Raw genomic sequence first — 18,204 nt, forward strand, 5'->3', positions numbered from 1 at the left:
CCACATACCGTAAATAGGTGAATTTTGAGCCATTAAGTAACCAATCTTATACAGTTAACAAAACCAAAAGTATGATGAAGATTTACAAAATGGGGCTATTAATGCTCTTGCTATGTGCTACACATCTCAGTATGGCTCAGCAGAAAGTGACTGTTTCGGGGCGTGTGACCGACAAAGGCGGGCAGGTTGTTCCTGGTGTGTCGATTAAAGAGAAGACAGGAGGGACTTCTACATCCAGCAACGTATCTGGAACATTTACTATACTCGTTCCTGACAATGCAATGCTGATCGTTACGAGTGTTGGCTATGAGAGCCAAGAGATTCCGGTCAATGGACGGAACACGCTGGATATCATCCTAGCGTCCACAGACACCGATCTTGAAGAAGTTGTGGTTGTTGGTTATGATACGCGAACGCGCTCCAAGGTATTGGGCTCTGTAGCCACTATTGGCGGGGAACAGCTAGCTAACAGACCCGTCACCAATGTATCAACGGCTATATCGGGACTGGCTGCTGGCGTGCAAGTGAATCAGGGAAACGGAAGGCCCGGAAGCGACGGTGCAACGATCCGCGTTCGTGGATCGGGGAGTTTAAACTACGCCAGCTCATTAATTATCATCGATGGCATCCAACAACCTTCTATGGATTTGGTAAACCCAGAAGACATTGAAACGATTTCCGTTTTGAAGGATGCCAATACGGCGGCTATTTATGGTGCCAGAGCTGCCAATGGCGTAATTATGATCACCACAAAAAAAGGTGCAAACCGACCTTCGCAAGTTAGCTATTCCACTATTTTTTCCCGACTAAACCCTTCCGTCAAGCCTACTTTTGTAAGTGATTATGTAAGGCATATGCAGCTTTATAATGAAGCGGCAGAAAATGTTGGAGTTGCAGGACATTATACCCAAGATGCGATCGATTTGTGGACACGGGCAACTGCAGATCCAAATGGTATATTGGCTCCATCCGGACTGCCCAACTATGTTGCTTATCCCAACGTAGACTGGGGTGAATGGATATACAATGAGAATTGGCTACAAAATCACAACCTGCGTATGGATGGTGGCAACGATAACACTACCTATGGTGTTTCCACACGGTATCAAAACAATCCTGGTATTATGCATAATACGGGGATGAAGAGGTATGATGGACGTGTTAATTTGCAATCTAAGATTAAAGATTTTTTAAGTCTCGTAACCAATACGTTTTTATATAACGAACGTAGGGATAGAGGTAGCGACGCAAATCTGTATAACTTTTTACGGCAGACCACGCCCGGGATTTATCCGATGTATGAAGGACAATTTGGTGGTGCCGTGGCTTCTTCTAATGAATCTTCTCAACTGAATAATCTCTTGCTCTATCTTTATGATAATTTAGGGAGCAATGAACGTACGTATTTAAACACAACTTTGTTTGCGCACGTTGACATTTTGGATGGCCTTAAATTTGAAACTAGTTTCAACTATAATGCTCGTTTTGATGAAGTTAATACTTTTGCAAACCCTTCGTTGCGCTATGATTTTTCTACCATGGAACCTGTCAATACGGCGGCGGTTCCTGCACAGATGACCACCTCACAATCTGCAGCAAAGCAGTATAGGAAAACCTTCGATAACGTGCTTCGCTACAACAAAGCTTTCGATGTACATAATCTCGGCGTCATATTGGGGCATAACGAATATTACTTTAAAAGTAGTAGTTTCGGAGCTACGCAACGCGGCTTGATAGATCCTACTATCACCAATATTGGTTCTGCCACAGAAATGGTTTCCATAAGCGGAGGGGAGGTCGACATGGCCATGCGTTCCTTTTTCGGGCGCATTACCTACGATTACGACAGCAAATATTTGGTCGAGTTTAATTTAAGGCGAGACGGATCTTCCAAATTTGGAGCAAACTATAAATACGGTAATTTTCTCTCTGTAGGTTTAGGCTACAATATCTCTAAGGAAGCATTTATGAAGCCACTAGAACCCTATGTTCAAAATTTGCGACTCCGCGGATCTTGGGGGCGGTTGGGGAATGATCTGGGAGACGATTTGAATCACTACGCATGGCATGGCGTGTACGGGTCTAATAGTTATTCTTTCAATGCTGCGCCGGTGAATGCACTGCGCGAGTCGCAGTTTGGTAATCCTAATTTGCGTTGGGAAGGTACAACCAGTACAGAGCTTGGGCTGGAGTTTGCTACCTTAAAGAACCGCGCAACGGTACAGGTAGATTATTATAATAAGCAATCTTATGATGGAATACGTCGTGCTCAGGTACCGCTGACGGCCGGATTTAGAGCGGCTCCATTGTACAATCAGTCGGAAGTAAGAAACAGAGGGATTGAACTAAGCTTGGCTTGGAGAGATAAACGAGGTGACTTCAGTTATAGCCTAGGGGGAAATTTTGCGCTCAACGCGAATATGGTTACCAAATTTGAAGGAGCATTGCAAGAGGGCTGGGTGGATAATGCGGATGGTACACGCACCTGGACAAGTAACCTAGGTCAGGTGTCTACAGGAGGAACTAGCCGAGTGTTGGAAAATCATATGATCAACGAGTACTACCTTCGACAAGTGTATCGCGGTGATGGTAGTTATTTCAACGCTGACGGATCGGTCAACGTGAACGGTGGCCCCACCACTGGGATGATACGGTCAGAAGGTGATTTTGAATGGGTGAGGGCGATGAAAAATGCGGGTTATGCATTCTTGACAAGAACCATGAATCCTGCGGAGAACTATGGTAGCGCTAGCCTTTATTATGGAGATCTTATTTATGCGGATTTGAACGGAGACGGTCTTTACGGGGGAACTGATGATCAATATCTCACCGGGACAGCGTCTGCACCACGGTATATTTTTGGATTCAATGCCAATTTTTCATACAAAGGCTTTGATATGTCCATGATATGGGCTGGAGAGTGGGGCGGACAGTACTATTGGACAGACCATGGTTATAACAGTAACATTATGATAGCTGGAAATCAGGTCACCACGCGGATTGCGGAAGACCATTATTTTTATAATCCCAATAACCCAACTGATCCCAGAACAAATACGCAAGGTTACTTTCCGCGCTTAAAATATGGCGCCAATAGCGAAAATATCAATAACGTTGCGAGCGATTATTGGCTCTATGACAATGGATTTATAAAACTGCGCAATTTGCAGCTTGGTTATACCTTCCATTCGAACTTGACGGAGCGTATAAAAATACGAAATCTTCGGGTATTCTTCTCGGGGGAAAATCTCTTGCTGTTCACCAAATTCCCGGGAGGCGATCCCGAAATCGGAAATTCCACGGCGGAATACCCAACGATGAGGCAGTACGCTTTCGGACTTAATATCGGATTTTAATAGAAAGGATCAATACAATGAATACAATATATAAAAAGTTGATAAAGGCTGTTGCCGCTTTTTCTTTGGTAGTTGCCTTGTTTTCCATGATAGGATGCGAGAAGGGATTACTGGATACTTTGCCACGGACACAGGTGCTCACGGCCAATATGTGGAACACCGATAATTTGACCGATCTAGGTGTTAATGGCGTATACCAAGCGCTGAGATTGGGACAAACACTTTATAAATACGATCAATACGTAACCTTGCAGCCGAGAGACAACCAAGTGCTGCTCAATGGAACGGCGACATCGAGCTCGGGACTTTTTTCATCGGAATGGCAAGGCCTATATGAAGGTGTGCATGCCGCCAACAATGCCATTTGGGGAATCACGAACGTTTCGCCTTCGGCCACCGAGAAAAAACAACGTTATCTGGCAGAAGTCAAGTTTTTACGTGCTTTTTTTTACTATAGGCTGAATCAGTTGTACAAGGGCGTGCCGATTTACTTGGAGCCGATAGAATGGGATAACGTCTTACGTGGACGAAATACCGAACAAGAAGTATGGGATCAAATTTTGGCAGATCTTAATGACTGTATTGCGGAATCCAATCTTCCTGATCGGTACAACGCTGGTAACGTTAATTATGGAAGAATCACGAAATCTGCGGCCTACGCCCTAAGGGGAAAAGTATACATGTATCTTCAGCGTTGGGACGATGCAATCGCTGATTTTCAAACGGTACAGAACTTGGGGCATAGCTTGTTTGCGAACTATGCCAATCTCTTTAAGGGCAGCAACGAACAGAGCCCTGAAGTTATTTTTAGCATACAGAATATGGCTTTGGCCGGATATGGATCGGATTATCAGTTTGTGTTCGGATCGCGATCAGCGTTTGGGTCTAATTGGAATACCATACTCGTTCATCCCGATGCGGTGGATCGCTATGAAAATATCGATGGGACAAAGTTTAGCTGGGATAATATCCTTCCAGGATTTACCGCGATGACGGCAGCGCAACGTGAAGTGTTTTTCCTGCGTAACAACCTCACGGATGCAGAAAGAGCATCTGCCGCTGCACGAGGTGCCGACATGTCACGCTACTTGCCTACCGGAAACGAAGGACGATTGCAGTCGGCGTTTTCAAATAGAGATCCGCGCTTGGCGACTAATGTGATACTACCCTATAGTACATTTGTTGGAAATAATGCAGGTGTCGACCAACAGTTCACGATGCGTTGGCCATTTAGAGCCGAATTTGGTAACACATTTGATCTGCGGACAGATATCCCTGCTAGATTTTATTATTTACCACGTAAGTTTGTTTATGAAGGTGCTAATCCCGGAATCCCTGATCGGTCAAACGGAGCCTATGATTACATCGTGATTCGATTTGCCGACGTATTACTCTTATGGGCTGAAGCCTTGAATGAACTCCCAGGAAGAACAATGGAAGCTGTTGCTAAAGTAAATGAGGTAAGAGCTCGTGCCGGTGTTGCCGCTATCGCGATATCATCCAACCAAACTGAAATGCGCCAGCTGATACGTGATGAGCGACGTCGGGAATTGATGTGTGAAGGCATTATCTTTTTTGATGAGATGCGCTGGAAAACTTGGAGGGAAACGTCATTTTATACGGGGAATGGAATTAAGCAGGCATTCGGGAGGATCGACGCACCATACAGTTGGGCGGGCGACCACCTTTATACCTGGCCGATTCCCCGTACGGAGATTCAACGAAATCCAAACTTGGAACAAAATGAAGGATGGGTGGATTAACAATCTTATCCGTTTGGGCACGGACAAGGTTTGGCGAAGGTAAATTATGCATGATGAAAAAGCCGCAAATCTTTGTTTTAGTGATCTTCTTGTTGTCCCTACCTGCTGTTTATGGGCAAAGTATTTTATCGAAGAAAATCAATCCTGATCTTTCGAGTTACTCCATGTCGCATATACAGGATTGGAGGAAACAGACGAAAGCAGATTTGGAAACCATGCTTGACGATTTGGACGCTGCGCAAAAGGAGTCGTTTATCAAAGTGGCGGAAAGAGCCAACTCCTTTAGCTGGCCGCCCTTACTGGCCACTGTCTACTTGGAGTTTCAGTCGACAGGTAATCGAACAAATTATGAGCGGCTGGTCGATGAACGAAGGAAGATACTTTGCCAACTGGTGCTTGGTGAGCTTATGGAAAAGAGGGGGCGGTTTTTATCTCAAATTGCCAATGGATTGTGGCTTACCTTGGAAGAAAGCACTTGGGTTAGCCCTGCTCATATCGTTTCGCAACGCAGTGGAGCAGGGCTGCCGGATCCCACTGATCGGTATATCGATTTGGTTGCCGCTCGAACTGCGGCAGACTTATCTTTTCTCTATTTCCTGATGAAAGATGATCTGGATATGGTGTCGCCGCATCTTGCCCGGAAGATAAAGAAGGAATTGAGTGATAGAATTATTAAGCCTTATATAAAGGACTCCTATTGGTGGATGAGTTTCGACACGGATTTTATCAATAACTGGAATATTTGGATTAATACCAACGTGCTGAAAACTATCTTGCTGGTCGAAGATGATGAGCAACAGCTGCATGCCGTTTTACGTAAGCTACTGCTTAGTGCTGATCGTTTTATAGATAGTTATCCGGAAGATGGTGCTATAGATGAGGGGGCATCCTATTGGAGCCATGCCGGAGGAGAGCTAGGACAACTATTGTTGTGGCTTACCTCATCATCGGCCGACAGGCTGTCCTTTGCTGACCAACAGAAAATCAATAATATTGGTCACTATATACAGCATACCCACATAGCCGATAATGTGTTTGTGAATTTTGCTGACGCAAGTTACCGACAAATTGCTTCGGCAGCAAAAATATGGACCTACGGGATGTTATTTGACGACCCGCAGAGGAAAAGTTTATCGGCTCAAATGTATGCGCTTGACAAGGCCAGCTTTAATACCAGCTCGCTCCACACGTTCTTTATGTACCTGCCCTATATCCATGAACTGGACACCTGGAAGATCGGGCAGGAGGAGAAGGAGTCCGTTTTTTATGAGAGTTTGGGCCTATCGGTAATCAGCGCTGATACGAAGGGAAAAGGTATCGCTTTTGCCGGAATGGGTGGGCATAATGGGGTTAGTCATAACCACAATGATGTGGGTAGTTTTATCCTGTATCATGACGGTGTACCGGTGCTTATCGATGTCGGCGTTGCCACCTACAATAAGCAAACTTTCAGTGCGGCGCGCTATTCCTTGTGGCACACGCAGTCGCAGTGGCACAACCTGCCGTTGATAAATGGGGTAGGACAAAGGGACGGCAAAGCGTTTAGAGCGACAGATGTGCGTTATAGGGAAGATAAAGGGAAAGCGTTTTACTCGTTGGATATCGCGAAGGCTTATCCCGAGTCGGCAAAAGTTCATACATGGAAACGTTCTTTTGAGCTGGATAAGCGAAAACAGAAAATTAACGTTGTCGAAGATTTTGAATTAACACAGTGGCTGAAGCCTAGCGAACTGATGTTCATCAGTCAGATAAGGCCTACCGTGCAGGGTGGAGCGCTAATCTATGCGCTACCGGACAATCGAACCATGTATCTTCGTTTTGACGGCGCAAAGGTTCGACTGAAGGTTGAAGAAAAGTCTACGGCGGATGAGCGTTTACGTCAGCAGTGGGGAGACTATGTGTATAGGTCAAGCGTTGAGATTATCGGGAACAGCAAAAAGGAAAAAATTGCCTACACCATGGAGATTAAATAAACATACTTATGAATAGAAGATTGCTGTTAAAGGCCATAGGAATTTTTGGAGGAGCTGTGGCCATGCAAAGAAATGTTACGTTGGCAGCGGCTGAGCCAGAGCATCTGCTGAAAAATAGAACGCAGTTGGATGACCGTGCTTACTGGGTTTCCATAATTAGTAGAATGGCTACACCGATCTTGGAGAACATCAGTAAGCAGCAACTGCGCCAAAACATGCCCATGGAGGTCAGTCCGACCTTTGATACAAGAGATCCTGGTGTAGGGTATCTTGAGGCGTTCGGCAGATTGCTTGCCGGCATAGCGCCTTGGTTGGCTTTGCCAGACGATGCGTCGGCGGAAGGTGTTCTTCGTAAGAAATTCAGGGAGCAGGCTTTGTTGGGCATTCAATATGGTGTAGACCCCCAGTCTCCCGATTATTTTACATGGCGGGGCTCATCGTCGCAAACATTGGTTGATGCGGCTCACTTGGCACAGGCTTTCTTACGTGCGCCACAAGTATTATGGGAACCTTTGGCGGGGGAAACTAAAGCGCGGGTAATCGAAGAGTTCAAGCTACTGCGCCGTATCAAACCTAACGAGAGCAATTGGCTGCTGTTTGCGGCAATGACCGAAACATTCTTGTATGCGGTAGGTGAGGAGTGTATGCGGGAAAAGATTGATTATGCCGTCCATAAGTTTGACAAGGAATGGTACGTGGGCGATGGTTGGTACAGTGACGGCGATCGTTTCAGTTTTGATCATTACAACGGCTATGTCATCCATTGTATGCAGGTCGAGTCGCTTCGGCATAACATTAAGGCAGGGGCCATCTACCAGGAGATGTATGAGCGCGCATATTTGCGTATGCAACGCTACGCCCATCATTTGGAACGACTAATATCGCCCGAGGGATATTACACCGTGGTGGGACGATCTTCGACCTATCGGAATGCGGCATTTCAGCCCTTGGCTGCCGTAGCGCTAGACAATAGGTTGCCGGAAGATATAATGAAAGGACAGGTGCGTGCGGGGTTAACAGCCATCCTTCGACATATTTACAGGGATGAGACATTCCGTCAATCAGGTTGGCTAAGCATGGGGCTGGTTGGAGATAAGCAGCAAAACTTAGCAGATTACTATACTAATGCGGGCTCTATGTATGTAGGCTCCTTATCATTCCTGCCTTTAGGGTTGCCCGCGGATGACGAATTTTGGACCTGTAAATCCGAGAAATGGACCTCGCAAAAGGCATTTGCAGGCGAACCTTTTCCGAAAGACTATTATGTAACGTATTAAAAGATCTGTATAATCAAATGATAAGAATATTTATGCTGCTGGCAGCACCATTGATCCTAGCGGGGCTGTCTCCTGAAGCGGTAGCACAGGAAAGGAAGTTAAGGCTCTCCGAACAGTTCGTGCAAACGAATCTGCAAGAAGCGGCTAATCAAATAAAGTATCTAGAATCCCAAATCGAGGAGTCGGATATACCGACAACCTTTCAGAACGGTAAACATGTCAATTGGGGAACATCTTGGTGGTGCTCTGGCTTTTATCCCGGAACAGCCTTATACCTCTATGAAGCCACGGGAGATGATGGTTTATTGGCTATTGCAAAATCAAAGCTTCGTTACCTTGAAAAAGAGAAAGCGAATACAGGCACCCACGACTTGGGTTTTATGCTGTTCTGTAGTTTCGGTAATGCGTTGCGGTTGACGGGAGATTCCTCGGCATATGTTCCGGTGCTGGCAACGGGTGCCGCTTCACTGGCTTCTCGCTTCAATCAAAATACGAAAACCATCCGCTCTTGGGACGGTGGGAAAAACTGGGATGGTCAGCCCTGGCAATATCCAGTGATCATTGATAATATGATGAATCTGGAATTTTTGACGCAGGCATCGAAGCTAACCGGCAAGGTGGTATTTGCTGATATTGCGAAAACACATGCCAACACGACCATGAAGAACCATTTTAGAAAAGACTACAGTTCATACCATGTGGTCGATTACCGTGTCGAAGATGGATCCGTGGTTGCCCGCAAAACGGCCCAAGGCGCATTTGATGAATCGGCTTGGGCACGGGGACAAGCTTGGGCACTGTATGGCTATACGATGATGTTTCGCGAAACAGGCGACAAGCGCTATCTAAAGCAAGCGCGAAAAATAGCCGCTTTTTACCTTAACCACCCCAACCTTCCGGCGGATTTGGTTCCCTATTGGGATATGAACCAAGATCGGTTGGAAACGGACAGCAAATATTATGCACAGCGTAATTTACGCGATGCGTCAACCGCGGCCATTGTGGCCTCGGCACTACTCGAACTGAGCGACTATGTAAAGTCGAACAAGGAAATAAAGTGGTATATCGCTAAAGCTGAAGACATGTTGATGAGCCTTTCCAAAGCGCCGTATAAAGCGGCCTATAAAAGTAATGGTGGATTTATTTTGGAGCATAGTGTAGGATCAATACCACATAAAACCGAAGTAGACGTGCCGTTGACCTATGCAGACTATTATTATGTGGAGGCTTTGCTGCGTTATAAAAGATTATTGGATGGCTTATCCGTGCTTTAGACTTTCTGATTATAGTGCTGGCTGTTGGAAAAAAAGAGATAGCTGTTTTGTCCGACATGCTAGCTGTTGAAATAGATAAGCTAGCAAAGAAGGTAGGAATGCTAGCATATGAATAATAAGTGTAAGCATGTAGGTCTGAAGTGCTAGCTTTTTAACCAGAAAGGCTAGCACTTTTTTTGGAGATGCTAGATGATAGGTTTCACATGCTAGCATTTCTGTTGTACATGCTAGAACTTCTAACAGAAGTGCTAGAACTTCTAACAAAAGAGCTAGAACTTCTAACAAAAGAGCTAGCACTTCTAACAAAAGAGCTAGCACTTTTTACAAAAATGCTAGCATTTCTGCGAAAAGTGCTAGCATTTTTGATTGGCGATTTTTCGTTTTTTCGCATGTGGAGAAATGTTGCTCAGAAGGCTCTTGGAGGCTGTTTTTAGATGAATAATAATGCGTTTTTTCGTTAAAAAGTAGGAAAAATGAGCCAATCATTTTTTTTGAGCAAGCCGTTTTTTGGCTCATATATCCTATTTTTTGCACGGCTGTGATCCGATCTTTGTAGAACAGAATTGTTTACTAAAAACTAAGAAAATGGCGAGAACAGTTTTTAAAAGCACAGGTGCAACCGGGTTGTTGCGCTATGCGGCGCGCATCTTACTCAAGATGAGTCGGGATGAGGATCTTTTTATACGGGCTTTCACACGATATAGATGCCGACGCGATGGGCAATGTAGTGAATTTCTGAAAAGGGGCTGTCGTTAAGGATCAATAACTGGGAAACGATTCCCAAATTGTTGATGCTGCCGATGGAAAAAATAAAAAAATAATGTACTAACTGTTTGGTAGTTACAAAAAATACTTTACCTTTGCAGTCCCTTAGGGGAAATTGTGTCTTGAGCGAAGCCCTACTGCTTCGAAGGACGTTTAATTAATTTTATTTATAACATGTCAGGAATTATTGGTAAAAAAGTAGGAATGACCAGCCTGTTCGATGCGGAAGGGAAGAATATCCCTTGTACAGTAATTGAGGCTGGGCCGTGCGTGGTAACGCATATACGTACGGTAGAGAAGGATGGCTATGCGGCTCTTCAACTTGGCTATGATGATGCTAAGGAAAAGAACACAACAGCGCCTTTAAAAGGACACTTCGCAAAAGCGGGCGTGACTCCTAAGCGTAAACTAGTTGAATTCAAAACTTTCGAAGATGAGAAACAACTAGGTGACATCGTGGATGTAACTATTTTTGCTGAAGGCGAGTACGTAGACGTAGTCGGTACTTCCAAAGGTAAAGGTTTCCAAGGTGTAATGAAGCGTCACGGATTTGGTGGTGTAGGTGGTGCGACTCACGGTCAGCACAACAGACTACGTGCTCCAGGTTCATTGGGTGCTTCTTCTTGGCCTTCACGTGTATTCAAAGGAATGCGCATGGCGGGTCGTACAGGTGGTGACAGAGTAAAAGTTCAAAACTTACAGATTTTGAAAGTTTATGCTGATCAAAACCTAATTGTTGTTAGTGGTTCCATTCCAGGAGCTAAAGGTTCATATGTAATCGTAGACAAATAGTAGAGATGGAAGTTAACGTATTAAATTTATCAGGTAAAGAAACAGGTGCCAAGGTGCAACTGCCTGAGTCAGTATTCGGCGTAAAGCCTAACGACCATGCGATCTATTTGGATGTGAAACAATACTTAGCGAACCAACGCCAAGGAACTCACAAATCTAAACAACGTAATGAGATCGCGGGTTCTACGCGTAAATTACACAAACAAAAAGGTACTGGTGGTGCTCGTGCGGGTTCTATCAAATCTCCATTGTTTAATGGTGGTGGTCGTGTATTCGGTCCTCAACCACGTGACTACAGCTTTAAATTGAACAAAAAATTGAAGCAAGTAGCGCGTAAATCAGCATTGAGCTACAAAGCACAAGAAAACAATATTTTGGTGTTAGACGCGGTAAGCTTCGAATCCATCAAAACTAAAAACTATGTGTCTTTGATCAACGCGTTGAACGTAGCTGACGAAAAAACCTTATTGGTGTTGCCAGCATACGATAACAATGTTTATTTATCAAGCAGAAACTTGAAGAAAGTAAAAGTAATCGCAGCTTCAGATTTGAACACATACGATGTGTTGAACGCGACAAAACTTTTGTTAACTGCAGATTCTGTTAAAACTTTGGAGGAAGCATTCGCTAAATAATATGGAAATTATCAAAAAACCTATTTTGACTGAGAAAGCTTCGTTGTTAACGGAAAAAGCAAACCGTTACTCTTTCAAAGTTGATCACAGAGCTAATAAGATCCAGATCAAACAAGCTGTTGAAGAAATGTTCGGTGTAACTGTATTGTCAGTAAACACTGCGGTTGTAGCTGGTAAAGCAAAAAGCCGTTACACAAAAGCAGGTTTCGTTTCTGGAAGAAGCCCTAAGTATAAAAAAGCCATCATCACGGTGAAAGATGGCGAAACTATTGACTTTTACACTACACTATAATAAGAAATGGCAGTTAAAAGATTCAAACCGGTTACCCCTGGTACGCGTTTCAGAGTAGGCGCAGACTACTCTGATGTTACTACAAACGTTCCTGAAAAATCGTTGGTAGTAGGTAGCAACAAGAGATCAGGTGGTCGTAATAAATCCGGTAAAATGACTATGCGTTATATCGGTGGGGGACACAAAAAATCATACCGATTAATTGATTTCAAACGCGATAAAAAAGATATCCCTGCAAAAGTAGCTACTATCGAGTACGATCCAAACCGTACAGCACGTATTGCTTTGTTGCACTACGCTGATGGTGAGAAACGTTACATCGTAGCTCCAGCTGGTTTAACAGTTGGCCAAACGGTTGTTGCAGGTGATAAAGTAGCCCCAGAAGTTGGTAATACATTGCCACTTGCTAACATTCCACTAGGTTCGATCATCCACAACATCGAGTTGAACCCAGGTCAAGGAGGTTCAATTGCACGTTCCGCAGGAACATATGCGCAATTGTCAGCACGTGACGGTAAGTATGCCATCATCAAATTGCCTTCAGGTGAGACTCGTATGATCTTATTAACTTGTGTTGCTACCATTGGTTCAGTATCCAATGCTGAAAAAGCAAACCAAGTATTAGGTAAAGCTGGTCGTAAACGTCACTTAGGTCGTCGTCCTCGCGTTCGTGGTGTTGCCATGAACCCAGTAGATCACCCTATGGGTGGTGGTGAAGGCCGTACTTCCGGAGGTCACCCTCGTTCACGTACAGGTGTGTTAGCTAAAGGCTTCAAAACACGCTACAAGAAGAAAACATCGAATCGTTACATCATTGAGAGAAGGAAAAAATAATGGCTCGTTCAATTAAAAAAGGTCCTTATATCGATCACAACTTAGAAAGAAAAGTTCTTTCTATGAATGAAACAAACAAAAAATCAGTAATCAAAACATGGTCTCGTAGATCAATGATTTCACCTGATTTTGTTGGCCATACCTTCGCAGTGCACAACGGGAATAAATTTATCCCTGTTTATGTAACAGAAAATATGGTTGGTCACAAGCTTGGTGAATTTGCGCCTACGCGTACATTCAAAGGCCACGCAGAAAAGAAAAAATAATTAGGTAATGGAAGCAACAAAAAAACTCAAAAAGTCTGTCCTTATCAGACAGCGTAAAGAGCAGGAAAAAGCTCAAGTAGGAGGAGCTTCTACTGCCAAGTTATTGAACTGCCCTACTTCGCCTCGTAAAATGCGTTTAGTGGTAGATCTTATCCGTGGCGAGAAAGTGGAGACCGCTCTTTACATCTTGAAACACACAGGTAAAGAAGCAGCTGCTCGTGTTGAGAAATTATTACTATCAGCTATCAAAAACTGGGAAGCAAGCAACGAAGGAGCTTCTTTGGAAGACAGCGCGCTATTCGTAAAGGAAGTGTCTGTAGGTGGTGGTCGTCAATTGAAAAGATTGCGTCCGGCTCCACAGGGTCGCGGTTACAGAATTCGCAAGCGTTCAAACCACGTTACTTTGGTAGTAGACAGTTTAAAAAAAGTAAACAACTAATTTAAATAAGAATGGGACAAAAAGCAAATCCAATAGGTAGCAGATTAGGTATCATCAAAGGATGGGATTCTAACTGGTTCGGAGGCAACAACTATTCTGATAAGTTAGTTGAAGACGAAAAAATTAGAAAATATCTTTCTGTACGTATCGCAAAAGGTGGTGTAGCAAAAGTTGTTATCGAAAGAACTTTGAAACGCATCACGGTTACTATCCACACTGCACGTCCAGGTATCGTTATCGGTAAAGGCGGTCAAGAAGTTGACAAGATCAAAGAAGAGTTGAAAAAATTGACGAAAAAAGACGTTCAAATCAACATCTTCGAGATCAAACGTCCTGAATTGGATGCGAAATTGGTAGCAGAAGGTATCGCAAAACAACTTGAAGCGCGTATTTCATTCCGTCGTGCAATGAAAACTACCATTGCATCTACAATGCGTATGGGCGCTGAAGGTATCAAAGTAATGTGTTCTGGCCGTTTGGGTGGTGCTGAGATGGCACGTACCGAGCAGTACAAAGAAGGAAGAACTCCTCTACACACATTGCGTGCAGATATCGACTACGCTTTGGCAGAAGCATTGACGACTTACGGTAAAATCGGTGTTAAAGTTTGGATCTGTAAAGGTGAAGTTTACGGTAAACGTGATCTTTCCCCTAACATCGGCCAAACATCTAACACGAAGACCCGTGCCGGCAATGAAGGTGGCGAGCGTCGCGAACGCGATAACCGCAAAGGTGGACGCGGCGGTAACAACCGTGGCGGAAACAACAACCGTGGCGGTAATAACCGTGGTGGTGCAAACAGAGGATAATAAGTTTAATAGATTACAATAGTTGTCCGCCGGACGGCGGATTAAATAAAATACGAACATGTTACAGCCAAAAAGAACGAAGTTCAGAAAGATGCAGAAAGGCCGTATGAAAGGTAACGCTTCTCGTGGAGCGGATTTAGCTTTCGGTTCTTTCGGTATCAAGTCACTGGAGCCAGCATGGATCACGAGCCGCCAAATTGAGGCAGCACGTATCGCCGTAACACGTTATATGAAACGTGAAGGTCAAGTGTGGATCCGTATTTTCCCTGACAAGCCTGTTACCAAAAAACCTGCAGAGGTACGTATGGGTAAAGGTAAGGGAGCTCCAGAATACTGGGTAGCCGTAGTGCGTCCAGGCCGTATGTTATTTGAAGCAGAAGGTGTGCCTTTGGAAGTTGCCAAAGAAGCATTACGTTTAGCTGCTCAAAAATTGCCGGTTCAAACTAAGTTTGTTATACGTAGAGATTACGTAGAAGCATAAAAATCGCTGGTAATGTCAATAGTTTAGCCTTGTGGCCGTTACCCACAAGGCACCTTATAAACAGAATTGATAACCCTGCACAAACTGAAAGAAAATGAAAAATTCAGAAATCATCGAATTATCACAAGAGGAACTTGTAGCTCGTCTTAAAGAAGAGAAAGCTGCCCTTAACAAGTTGAAATTTGCACATGCTGTTTCTGCTGTGGAGAACCCTAATGTCATCAAAGCTGCGCGCAAAAACATCGCTCGCATCGCGACAGAGGTTTCTAAGCGTAAAAATGAAGCTAAGTCACAGGAAACAGCCTCTGAGGCGTAAAACGTAAAGTCGAAATGGAAAGAAAATTAAGAAAAACAAGAATCGGCTTAGTAGTTAGCAACAAGATGGACAAGTCTATCGTCGTAACGGTTGAACGTAAAGTAAAACACCCGATCTACGGTAAGTTCGTTAAAAAAACTACTAAATTTAAAGCTCATGACGAAACAAATACCTGCGGTATCGGCGATACGGTATTAATCATGGAAACTCGTCCGCTGAGTAAGACAAAGAACTGGAGATTAGTTGAAATTTTAGAAAGAGCTAAATAATGGTACAACAGGAATCAAGATTAAATGTGGCCGACAACTCAGGAGCTAAAGAAGTTTTAGTAATCCGTGTATTGGGCGGTACGCGCAAGCGTTATGCATCTATCGGTGATAAGATTGTTGTTACCGTAAAGAGCGCTATACCTTCAGGAAACGTGAAAAAAGGTTCCGTTTCTAAAGCAGTTGTTGTTCGCACGAAAAAAGAGATCCGTCGTAAAGATGGTTCATACATTCGTTTTGACGATAATGCAGCAGTATTGTTGAATAATAACGATGAACCACGTGGAACACGTATTTTCGGGCCTGTGGCTCGTGAATTGCGTGAGAAACAGTTCATGAAGATTGTATCACTAGCACCGGAGGTTTTATAATTATGGCACAGAAAACAAAAACAACTCACAAAATCAAAATCAAAAAAGGTGATTTAGTGAAGGTTATCGCTGGTAACTCTAAAGGTAAGCAAGGGAAAGTATTGCAAATTTTAGTGGACTCTAACAGAGCTGTCGTTGAAGGCGCTAACATCGTTAAAAAACACACTAAACCTAGCGCGGCTAATCCTAACGGTGGTATCATCGAGAAAGAAGCTGCAATCACCATTTCCAACTTAGCGTTGATCGACCCTAAAACTGGCGAGCCTACGCGCGTTGGTCGTCGCTTGGACGCGGATGGTAAAATTGTTCGTTACGCAAAAAAATCAGGGGAGGAAATTAAATAATGACTTACGTACCAAGATTAAAAGCGAAATATGCGGAGGAAATCCGTACAGCGCTTAAAGAAAAATTCCAGTATAAAAGCGTTATGCAAGTTCCTAAACTGGAGAAAATCGTAGTATCCCAAGGTGTTGGTGCAGCTACTTCTGACAAGAAATTGATCGACAACGCGGTTTCCGAGTTGACATTGATCACTGGTCAGCAAGCAGTTTCTACTAAATCTAAAAAGGATATCTCTAACTTCAAATTGCGTAAAGGAATGCCTGTTGGTGCACGTGTTACATTGCGTGACAACAACATGTATGAATTCCTTGACCGTTTGATCGCTGTATCTTTGCCTCGTATCCGCGACTTCCGTGGTATCAATGACAAAGGTTTCGATGGAAGAGGTAACTACAACTTGGGTATCACCGAGCAGATCATCTTCCCAGAGATCAACATTGACAAGATCAACAAGATCCAAGGTATGGATATTACATTCGTAACTTCTGCAGGCAACGATATCGAAGCATTGGAGTTATTGAAACAGTTCGGTTTACCATTCAAAAATCAAAATACAAACAACAATGGCTAAAGAAGGATTAAAAGCGCGTGAAGTAAAGCGTCAGAAATTGGTAGCTAAGTTTGCTGAAAAACGTGCTGCACTAAAAGCAGCTGGTGATTATGCAGCTTTAGACAAATTGCCAAAAAATGCTTCACCAGTACGTTTGCACAACCGTTGTAAATTGACTGGTCGTCCAAAAGGATATATGCGTCAATTCGGTATCTCTCGTGTAACATTCCGCGAGATGGCCTTAGACGGAAAGATCCCGGGAGTGAAAAAAGCTTCTTGGTAATCAGAAAAAAAACTTTTACTTTTGCCCGGATAAACCCGTAAGGGGTTTATCGGGTTTTTTTCGTATTGCAAAATTTATGTACAGACAACAGGTCCGGGAGTTAGGTTAGTTCAGGAAACCATTGTCATAATTTAATATCTAATGAATACAGATCCAATAGCGGATTACCTTACACGAGTAAGGAATGCCATCAAGGCCAACCACAGGGTTGTTGAAATTCCTGCATCGAACCTTAAAAAAGAGATCACTAAAGTTCTTTTCGACAAAGGTTACATTGCTAATTACAAATTCGAAGAAAACGGTCCTCAAGGATCTATCAAAGTTGCTTTGAAGTATCACCCAGTTAGCAAAATTCCGGCTATTCGTACGTTGACACGTGTGAGTAAACCTGGTTTAAGAAAGTATGCAAGTGTGGAAGACATGCCGCGCGTTTTGAATGGTTTGGGTATCGCTATCTTGTCAACTTCTAAAGGAGTAATGACAGATAAAGAAGCTCGTCTACAAAATGTAGGTGGTGAGGTTTTATGTTACGTTTATTAATCTAGGTAAAAAACACAAAAGAAATGTCAAGAATTGGAAAAGCGCCTATCGCTATTCCTTCGGGAGTAACGATTACTGTATCAGATAAAAATCTGGTTACAGTAAAAGGACCAAAGGGCGAATTAACACAACAAGTAGATCGTGACATTACCATCCAACAAGAAGAAGGTAATGTAGTTGTAACACGTCCTACTGAACAAAAGAAACACAAAGCATTACATGGATTGTACCGCGCCTTAATCAATAACATGGTTGTAGGTGTTACAGAAGGTTACAAAACTACGCAAGAATTGGTGGGTGTAGGTTACCGTGCTTCAAACACGGGAAATACATTGGAGCTAACCCTAGGTTTCTCTCACCAGATAGTTTTCGTGTTGCCAAAGGAAATTACAGTATCAACTACGGCTGAAAAAGGTAAAAACCCAACGATCATTTTGGAGTCAGCAGACAAACAATTGATCGGACAGGTTGCAGCAAAAATCCGTAGCTTCCGTAAGCCAGAGCCTTACAAAGGTAAAGGTATCAAGTTTGCGGGTGAAATTTTGAGAAGAAAAGCAGGTAAATCAGCTAAAAAATAATA

General features: G+C 43.6%; 23 protein-coding genes. 22 read left to right on the plus strand and 1 reads right to left on the minus strand.

Translation table 11 applies throughout. The annotated features are described in order from the left end of the window. The first annotated feature begins 71 nt into the window (after positions 1–71). Genes SCB77_RS14670 through SCB77_RS14690 form a run of 5 tightly spaced genes read left to right on the plus strand, consistent with a single transcriptional unit; the run spans position 72 to position 9,643 of the window. Entirely contained in the window at positions 72–3,356 is a 3,285-nt protein-coding gene (locus SCB77_RS14670) for a SusC/RagA family TonB-linked outer membrane protein (protein WP_320182761.1), read from the plus strand. A 17-nt stretch (positions 3,357–3,373) separates the two neighbouring features. After that, complete coding sequence (locus SCB77_RS14675) at positions 3,374–5,119, plus strand: RagB/SusD family nutrient uptake outer membrane protein (protein ID WP_320182762.1); 1,746 nt, start codon at positions 3,374–3,376, stop codon at positions 5,117–5,119. Then, entirely contained in the window at positions 5,107–7,092 is a 1,986-nt protein-coding gene (locus tag SCB77_RS14680; protein ID WP_320182763.1) for a heparinase II/III domain-containing protein, read from the plus strand. The genes SCB77_RS14675 and SCB77_RS14680 overlap by 13 nt, the downstream gene beginning before the upstream one ends. A gap of 8 nt (positions 7,093–7,100) precedes the next feature. After that, positions 7,101–8,369: a DUF2264 domain-containing protein gene (locus SCB77_RS14685; RefSeq protein WP_320182764.1), complete on the plus strand. Its 1,269-nt coding sequence runs from the start codon at positions 7,101–7,103 to the stop codon at positions 8,367–8,369. A gap of 17 nt (positions 8,370–8,386) precedes the next feature. Beyond that, the gene (locus SCB77_RS14690; protein ID WP_320182765.1) at positions 8,387–9,643 is read left to right on the plus strand and encodes a glycoside hydrolase family 88 protein; all 1,257 of its coding nucleotides are present in this window, start codon (positions 8,387–8,389) and stop codon (positions 9,641–9,643) included. 321 nt (positions 9,644–9,964) lie between these two features. On the opposite strand, the gene SCB77_RS14695 is transcribed toward SCB77_RS14690, so the two are convergent. After that, a complete protein-coding gene (locus SCB77_RS14695; RefSeq protein ID WP_320182766.1) occupies positions 9,965–10,159 on the minus strand; it encodes a hypothetical protein in 195 nt (64 codons plus the stop codon). Positions 10,160–10,228: 69 nt separating this feature from the next. Here SCB77_RS14695 and SCB77_RS14700 point away from each other — a divergent pair, with 69 nt between their 5' ends. The 17 genes from SCB77_RS14700 to rplF all read left to right on the plus strand — a co-directional run bounded on the left by SCB77_RS14700 (position 10,229) and on the right by rplF (position 18,202). Continuing rightward, complete coding sequence (locus SCB77_RS14700) at positions 10,229–10,399, plus strand: hypothetical protein (RefSeq protein WP_320182767.1); 171 nt, start codon at positions 10,229–10,231, stop codon at positions 10,397–10,399. A gap of 183 nt (positions 10,400–10,582) precedes the next feature. Further along, positions 10,583–11,200, plus strand: a complete 618-nt coding sequence (gene rplC, locus SCB77_RS14705; protein WP_320182768.1) for a 50S ribosomal protein L3 — start codon at positions 10,583–10,585, stop codon at positions 11,198–11,200. Between the two features lie 5 nt (positions 11,201–11,205). Next, positions 11,206–11,835: a 50S ribosomal protein L4 gene (rplD, locus tag SCB77_RS14710; RefSeq protein ID WP_320182769.1), complete on the plus strand. Its 630-nt coding sequence runs from the start codon at positions 11,206–11,208 to the stop codon at positions 11,833–11,835. Between the two features lies 1 nt (position 11,836). Beyond that, positions 11,837–12,127 (plus strand): 50S ribosomal protein L23, encoded by a 291-nt coding sequence (gene rplW / locus SCB77_RS14715; protein ID WP_320182770.1) that lies wholly within the window; start codon positions 11,837–11,839, stop codon positions 12,125–12,127. A 6-nt stretch (positions 12,128–12,133) separates the two neighbouring features. Beyond that, the gene (gene rplB, locus SCB77_RS14720) at positions 12,134–12,961 is read left to right on the plus strand and encodes a 50S ribosomal protein L2 (RefSeq protein ID WP_320182771.1); all 828 of its coding nucleotides are present in this window, start codon (positions 12,134–12,136) and stop codon (positions 12,959–12,961) included. Then, a complete protein-coding gene (gene rpsS, locus SCB77_RS14725) occupies positions 12,961–13,227 on the plus strand; it encodes a 30S ribosomal protein S19 (protein ID WP_037498931.1) in 267 nt (88 codons plus the stop codon). Before rplB ends, rpsS begins: the two co-directional genes overlap by 1 nt. Before the next feature lie 7 nt (positions 13,228–13,234). After that, on the plus strand, positions 13,235–13,666 hold the full coding sequence (gene rplV / locus SCB77_RS14730; RefSeq protein ID WP_320182772.1) for a 50S ribosomal protein L22: 432 nt from the start codon (positions 13,235–13,237) through the stop codon (positions 13,664–13,666). Positions 13,667–13,677: 11 nt separating this feature from the next. Further along, positions 13,678–14,475: a 30S ribosomal protein S3 gene (gene rpsC, locus SCB77_RS14735; RefSeq protein WP_320182773.1), complete on the plus strand. Its 798-nt coding sequence runs from the start codon at positions 13,678–13,680 to the stop codon at positions 14,473–14,475. A gap of 58 nt (positions 14,476–14,533) precedes the next feature. Then, complete coding sequence (gene rplP, locus SCB77_RS14740; RefSeq protein ID WP_320182774.1) at positions 14,534–14,956, plus strand: 50S ribosomal protein L16; 423 nt, start codon at positions 14,534–14,536, stop codon at positions 14,954–14,956. Positions 14,957–15,050: 94 nt separating this feature from the next. Beyond that, on the plus strand, positions 15,051–15,272 hold the full coding sequence (gene rpmC / locus SCB77_RS14745) for a 50S ribosomal protein L29 (protein WP_320182775.1): 222 nt from the start codon (positions 15,051–15,053) through the stop codon (positions 15,270–15,272). Positions 15,273–15,286: 14 nt separating this feature from the next. Next, the gene (rpsQ, locus tag SCB77_RS14750; protein WP_037498947.1) at positions 15,287–15,541 is read left to right on the plus strand and encodes a 30S ribosomal protein S17; all 255 of its coding nucleotides are present in this window, start codon (positions 15,287–15,289) and stop codon (positions 15,539–15,541) included. Then, the gene (rplN, locus tag SCB77_RS14755) at positions 15,541–15,909 is read left to right on the plus strand and encodes a 50S ribosomal protein L14 (protein ID WP_037498951.1); all 369 of its coding nucleotides are present in this window, start codon (positions 15,541–15,543) and stop codon (positions 15,907–15,909) included. Before rpsQ ends, rplN begins: the two co-directional genes overlap by 1 nt. Before the next feature lie 2 nt (positions 15,910–15,911). After that, a complete protein-coding gene (rplX, locus tag SCB77_RS14760; protein WP_380935744.1) occupies positions 15,912–16,253 on the plus strand; it encodes a 50S ribosomal protein L24 in 342 nt (113 codons plus the stop codon). Next, positions 16,253–16,822 carry a 50S ribosomal protein L5 gene (gene rplE, locus SCB77_RS14765; RefSeq protein WP_320182776.1) on the plus strand — a complete coding sequence of 190 codons (570 nt, stop codon included), beginning with the start codon at positions 16,253–16,255 and terminating at the stop codon, positions 16,820–16,822. Before rplX ends, rplE begins: the two co-directional genes overlap by 1 nt. Then, positions 16,815–17,084 carry a 30S ribosomal protein S14 gene (gene rpsN / locus SCB77_RS14770; protein ID WP_093100399.1) on the plus strand — a complete coding sequence of 90 codons (270 nt, stop codon included), beginning with the start codon at positions 16,815–16,817 and terminating at the stop codon, positions 17,082–17,084. Before rplE ends, rpsN begins: the two co-directional genes overlap by 8 nt. A 141-nt stretch (positions 17,085–17,225) precedes the next feature. After that, positions 17,226–17,624: a 30S ribosomal protein S8 gene (gene rpsH, locus SCB77_RS14775; RefSeq protein WP_320182777.1), complete on the plus strand. Its 399-nt coding sequence runs from the start codon at positions 17,226–17,228 to the stop codon at positions 17,622–17,624. 23 nt (positions 17,625–17,647) lie between these two features. Further along, the gene (gene rplF / locus SCB77_RS14780) at positions 17,648–18,202 is read left to right on the plus strand and encodes a 50S ribosomal protein L6 (protein ID WP_320182778.1); all 555 of its coding nucleotides are present in this window, start codon (positions 17,648–17,650) and stop codon (positions 18,200–18,202) included. The last annotated feature ends 2 nt before the right edge of the window (positions 18,203–18,204 follow it).

This window comes from Sphingobacterium bambusae, assembly GCF_033955345.1.
Taxonomy (GTDB): Bacteria; Bacteroidota; Bacteroidia; order Sphingobacteriales; family Sphingobacteriaceae; genus Sphingobacterium; species Sphingobacterium bambusae.

Coding starts and splice junctions, on each gene's coding strand:
- SCB77_RS14685 (WP_320182764.1), top strand. CDS start 7,101: ATGAATAGAAGATTGCTGTTAAAGGCCATAGGAATTTTTGGAGGAGCT.
- SCB77_RS14695 (WP_320182766.1), bottom strand. CDS start 10,159: ATGAGCCAAAAAACGGCTTGCTCAAAAAAAATGATTGGCTCATTTTTC.
- rpsC (WP_320182773.1), top strand. CDS start 13,678: ATGGGACAAAAAGCAAATCCAATAGGTAGCAGATTAGGTATCATCAAA.
- SCB77_RS14690 (WP_320182765.1), top strand. CDS start 8,387: ATGATAAGAATATTTATGCTGCTGGCAGCACCATTGATCCTAGCGGGG.
- rplD (WP_320182769.1), top strand. CDS start 11,206: ATGGAAGTTAACGTATTAAATTTATCAGGTAAAGAAACAGGTGCCAAG.
- rpsH (WP_320182777.1), top strand. CDS start 17,226: ATGAATACAGATCCAATAGCGGATTACCTTACACGAGTAAGGAATGCC.
- SCB77_RS14700 (WP_320182767.1), top strand. CDS start 10,229: ATGGCGAGAACAGTTTTTAAAAGCACAGGTGCAACCGGGTTGTTGCGC.
- rplW (WP_320182770.1), top strand. CDS start 11,837: ATGGAAATTATCAAAAAACCTATTTTGACTGAGAAAGCTTCGTTGTTA.
- SCB77_RS14675 (WP_320182762.1), top strand. CDS start 3,374: ATGAATACAATATATAAAAAGTTGATAAAGGCTGTTGCCGCTTTTTCT.
- SCB77_RS14680 (WP_320182763.1), top strand. CDS start 5,107: ATGGGTGGATTAACAATCTTATCCGTTTGGGCACGGACAAGGTTTGGC.
- rplE (WP_320182776.1), top strand. CDS start 16,253: ATGACTTACGTACCAAGATTAAAAGCGAAATATGCGGAGGAAATCCGT.
- rpsN (WP_093100399.1), top strand. CDS start 16,815: ATGGCTAAAGAAGGATTAAAAGCGCGTGAAGTAAAGCGTCAGAAATTG.
- SCB77_RS14670 (WP_320182761.1), top strand. CDS start 72: ATGATGAAGATTTACAAAATGGGGCTATTAATGCTCTTGCTATGTGCT.
- rplB (WP_320182771.1), top strand. CDS start 12,134: ATGGCAGTTAAAAGATTCAAACCGGTTACCCCTGGTACGCGTTTCAGA.
- rplV (WP_320182772.1), top strand. CDS start 13,235: ATGGAAGCAACAAAAAAACTCAAAAAGTCTGTCCTTATCAGACAGCGT.
- rplF (WP_320182778.1), top strand. CDS start 17,648: ATGTCAAGAATTGGAAAAGCGCCTATCGCTATTCCTTCGGGAGTAACG.
- rplC (WP_320182768.1), top strand. CDS start 10,583: ATGTCAGGAATTATTGGTAAAAAAGTAGGAATGACCAGCCTGTTCGAT.
- rpsS (WP_037498931.1), top strand. CDS start 12,961: ATGGCTCGTTCAATTAAAAAAGGTCCTTATATCGATCACAACTTAGAA.
- rpsQ (WP_037498947.1), top strand. CDS start 15,287: ATGGAAAGAAAATTAAGAAAAACAAGAATCGGCTTAGTAGTTAGCAAC.
- rplN (WP_037498951.1), top strand. CDS start 15,541: ATGGTACAACAGGAATCAAGATTAAATGTGGCCGACAACTCAGGAGCT.
- rplX (WP_380935744.1), top strand. CDS start 15,912: ATGGCACAGAAAACAAAAACAACTCACAAAATCAAAATCAAAAAAGGT.
- rpmC (WP_320182775.1), top strand. CDS start 15,051: ATGAAAAATTCAGAAATCATCGAATTATCACAAGAGGAACTTGTAGCT.
- rplP (WP_320182774.1), top strand. CDS start 14,534: ATGTTACAGCCAAAAAGAACGAAGTTCAGAAAGATGCAGAAAGGCCGT.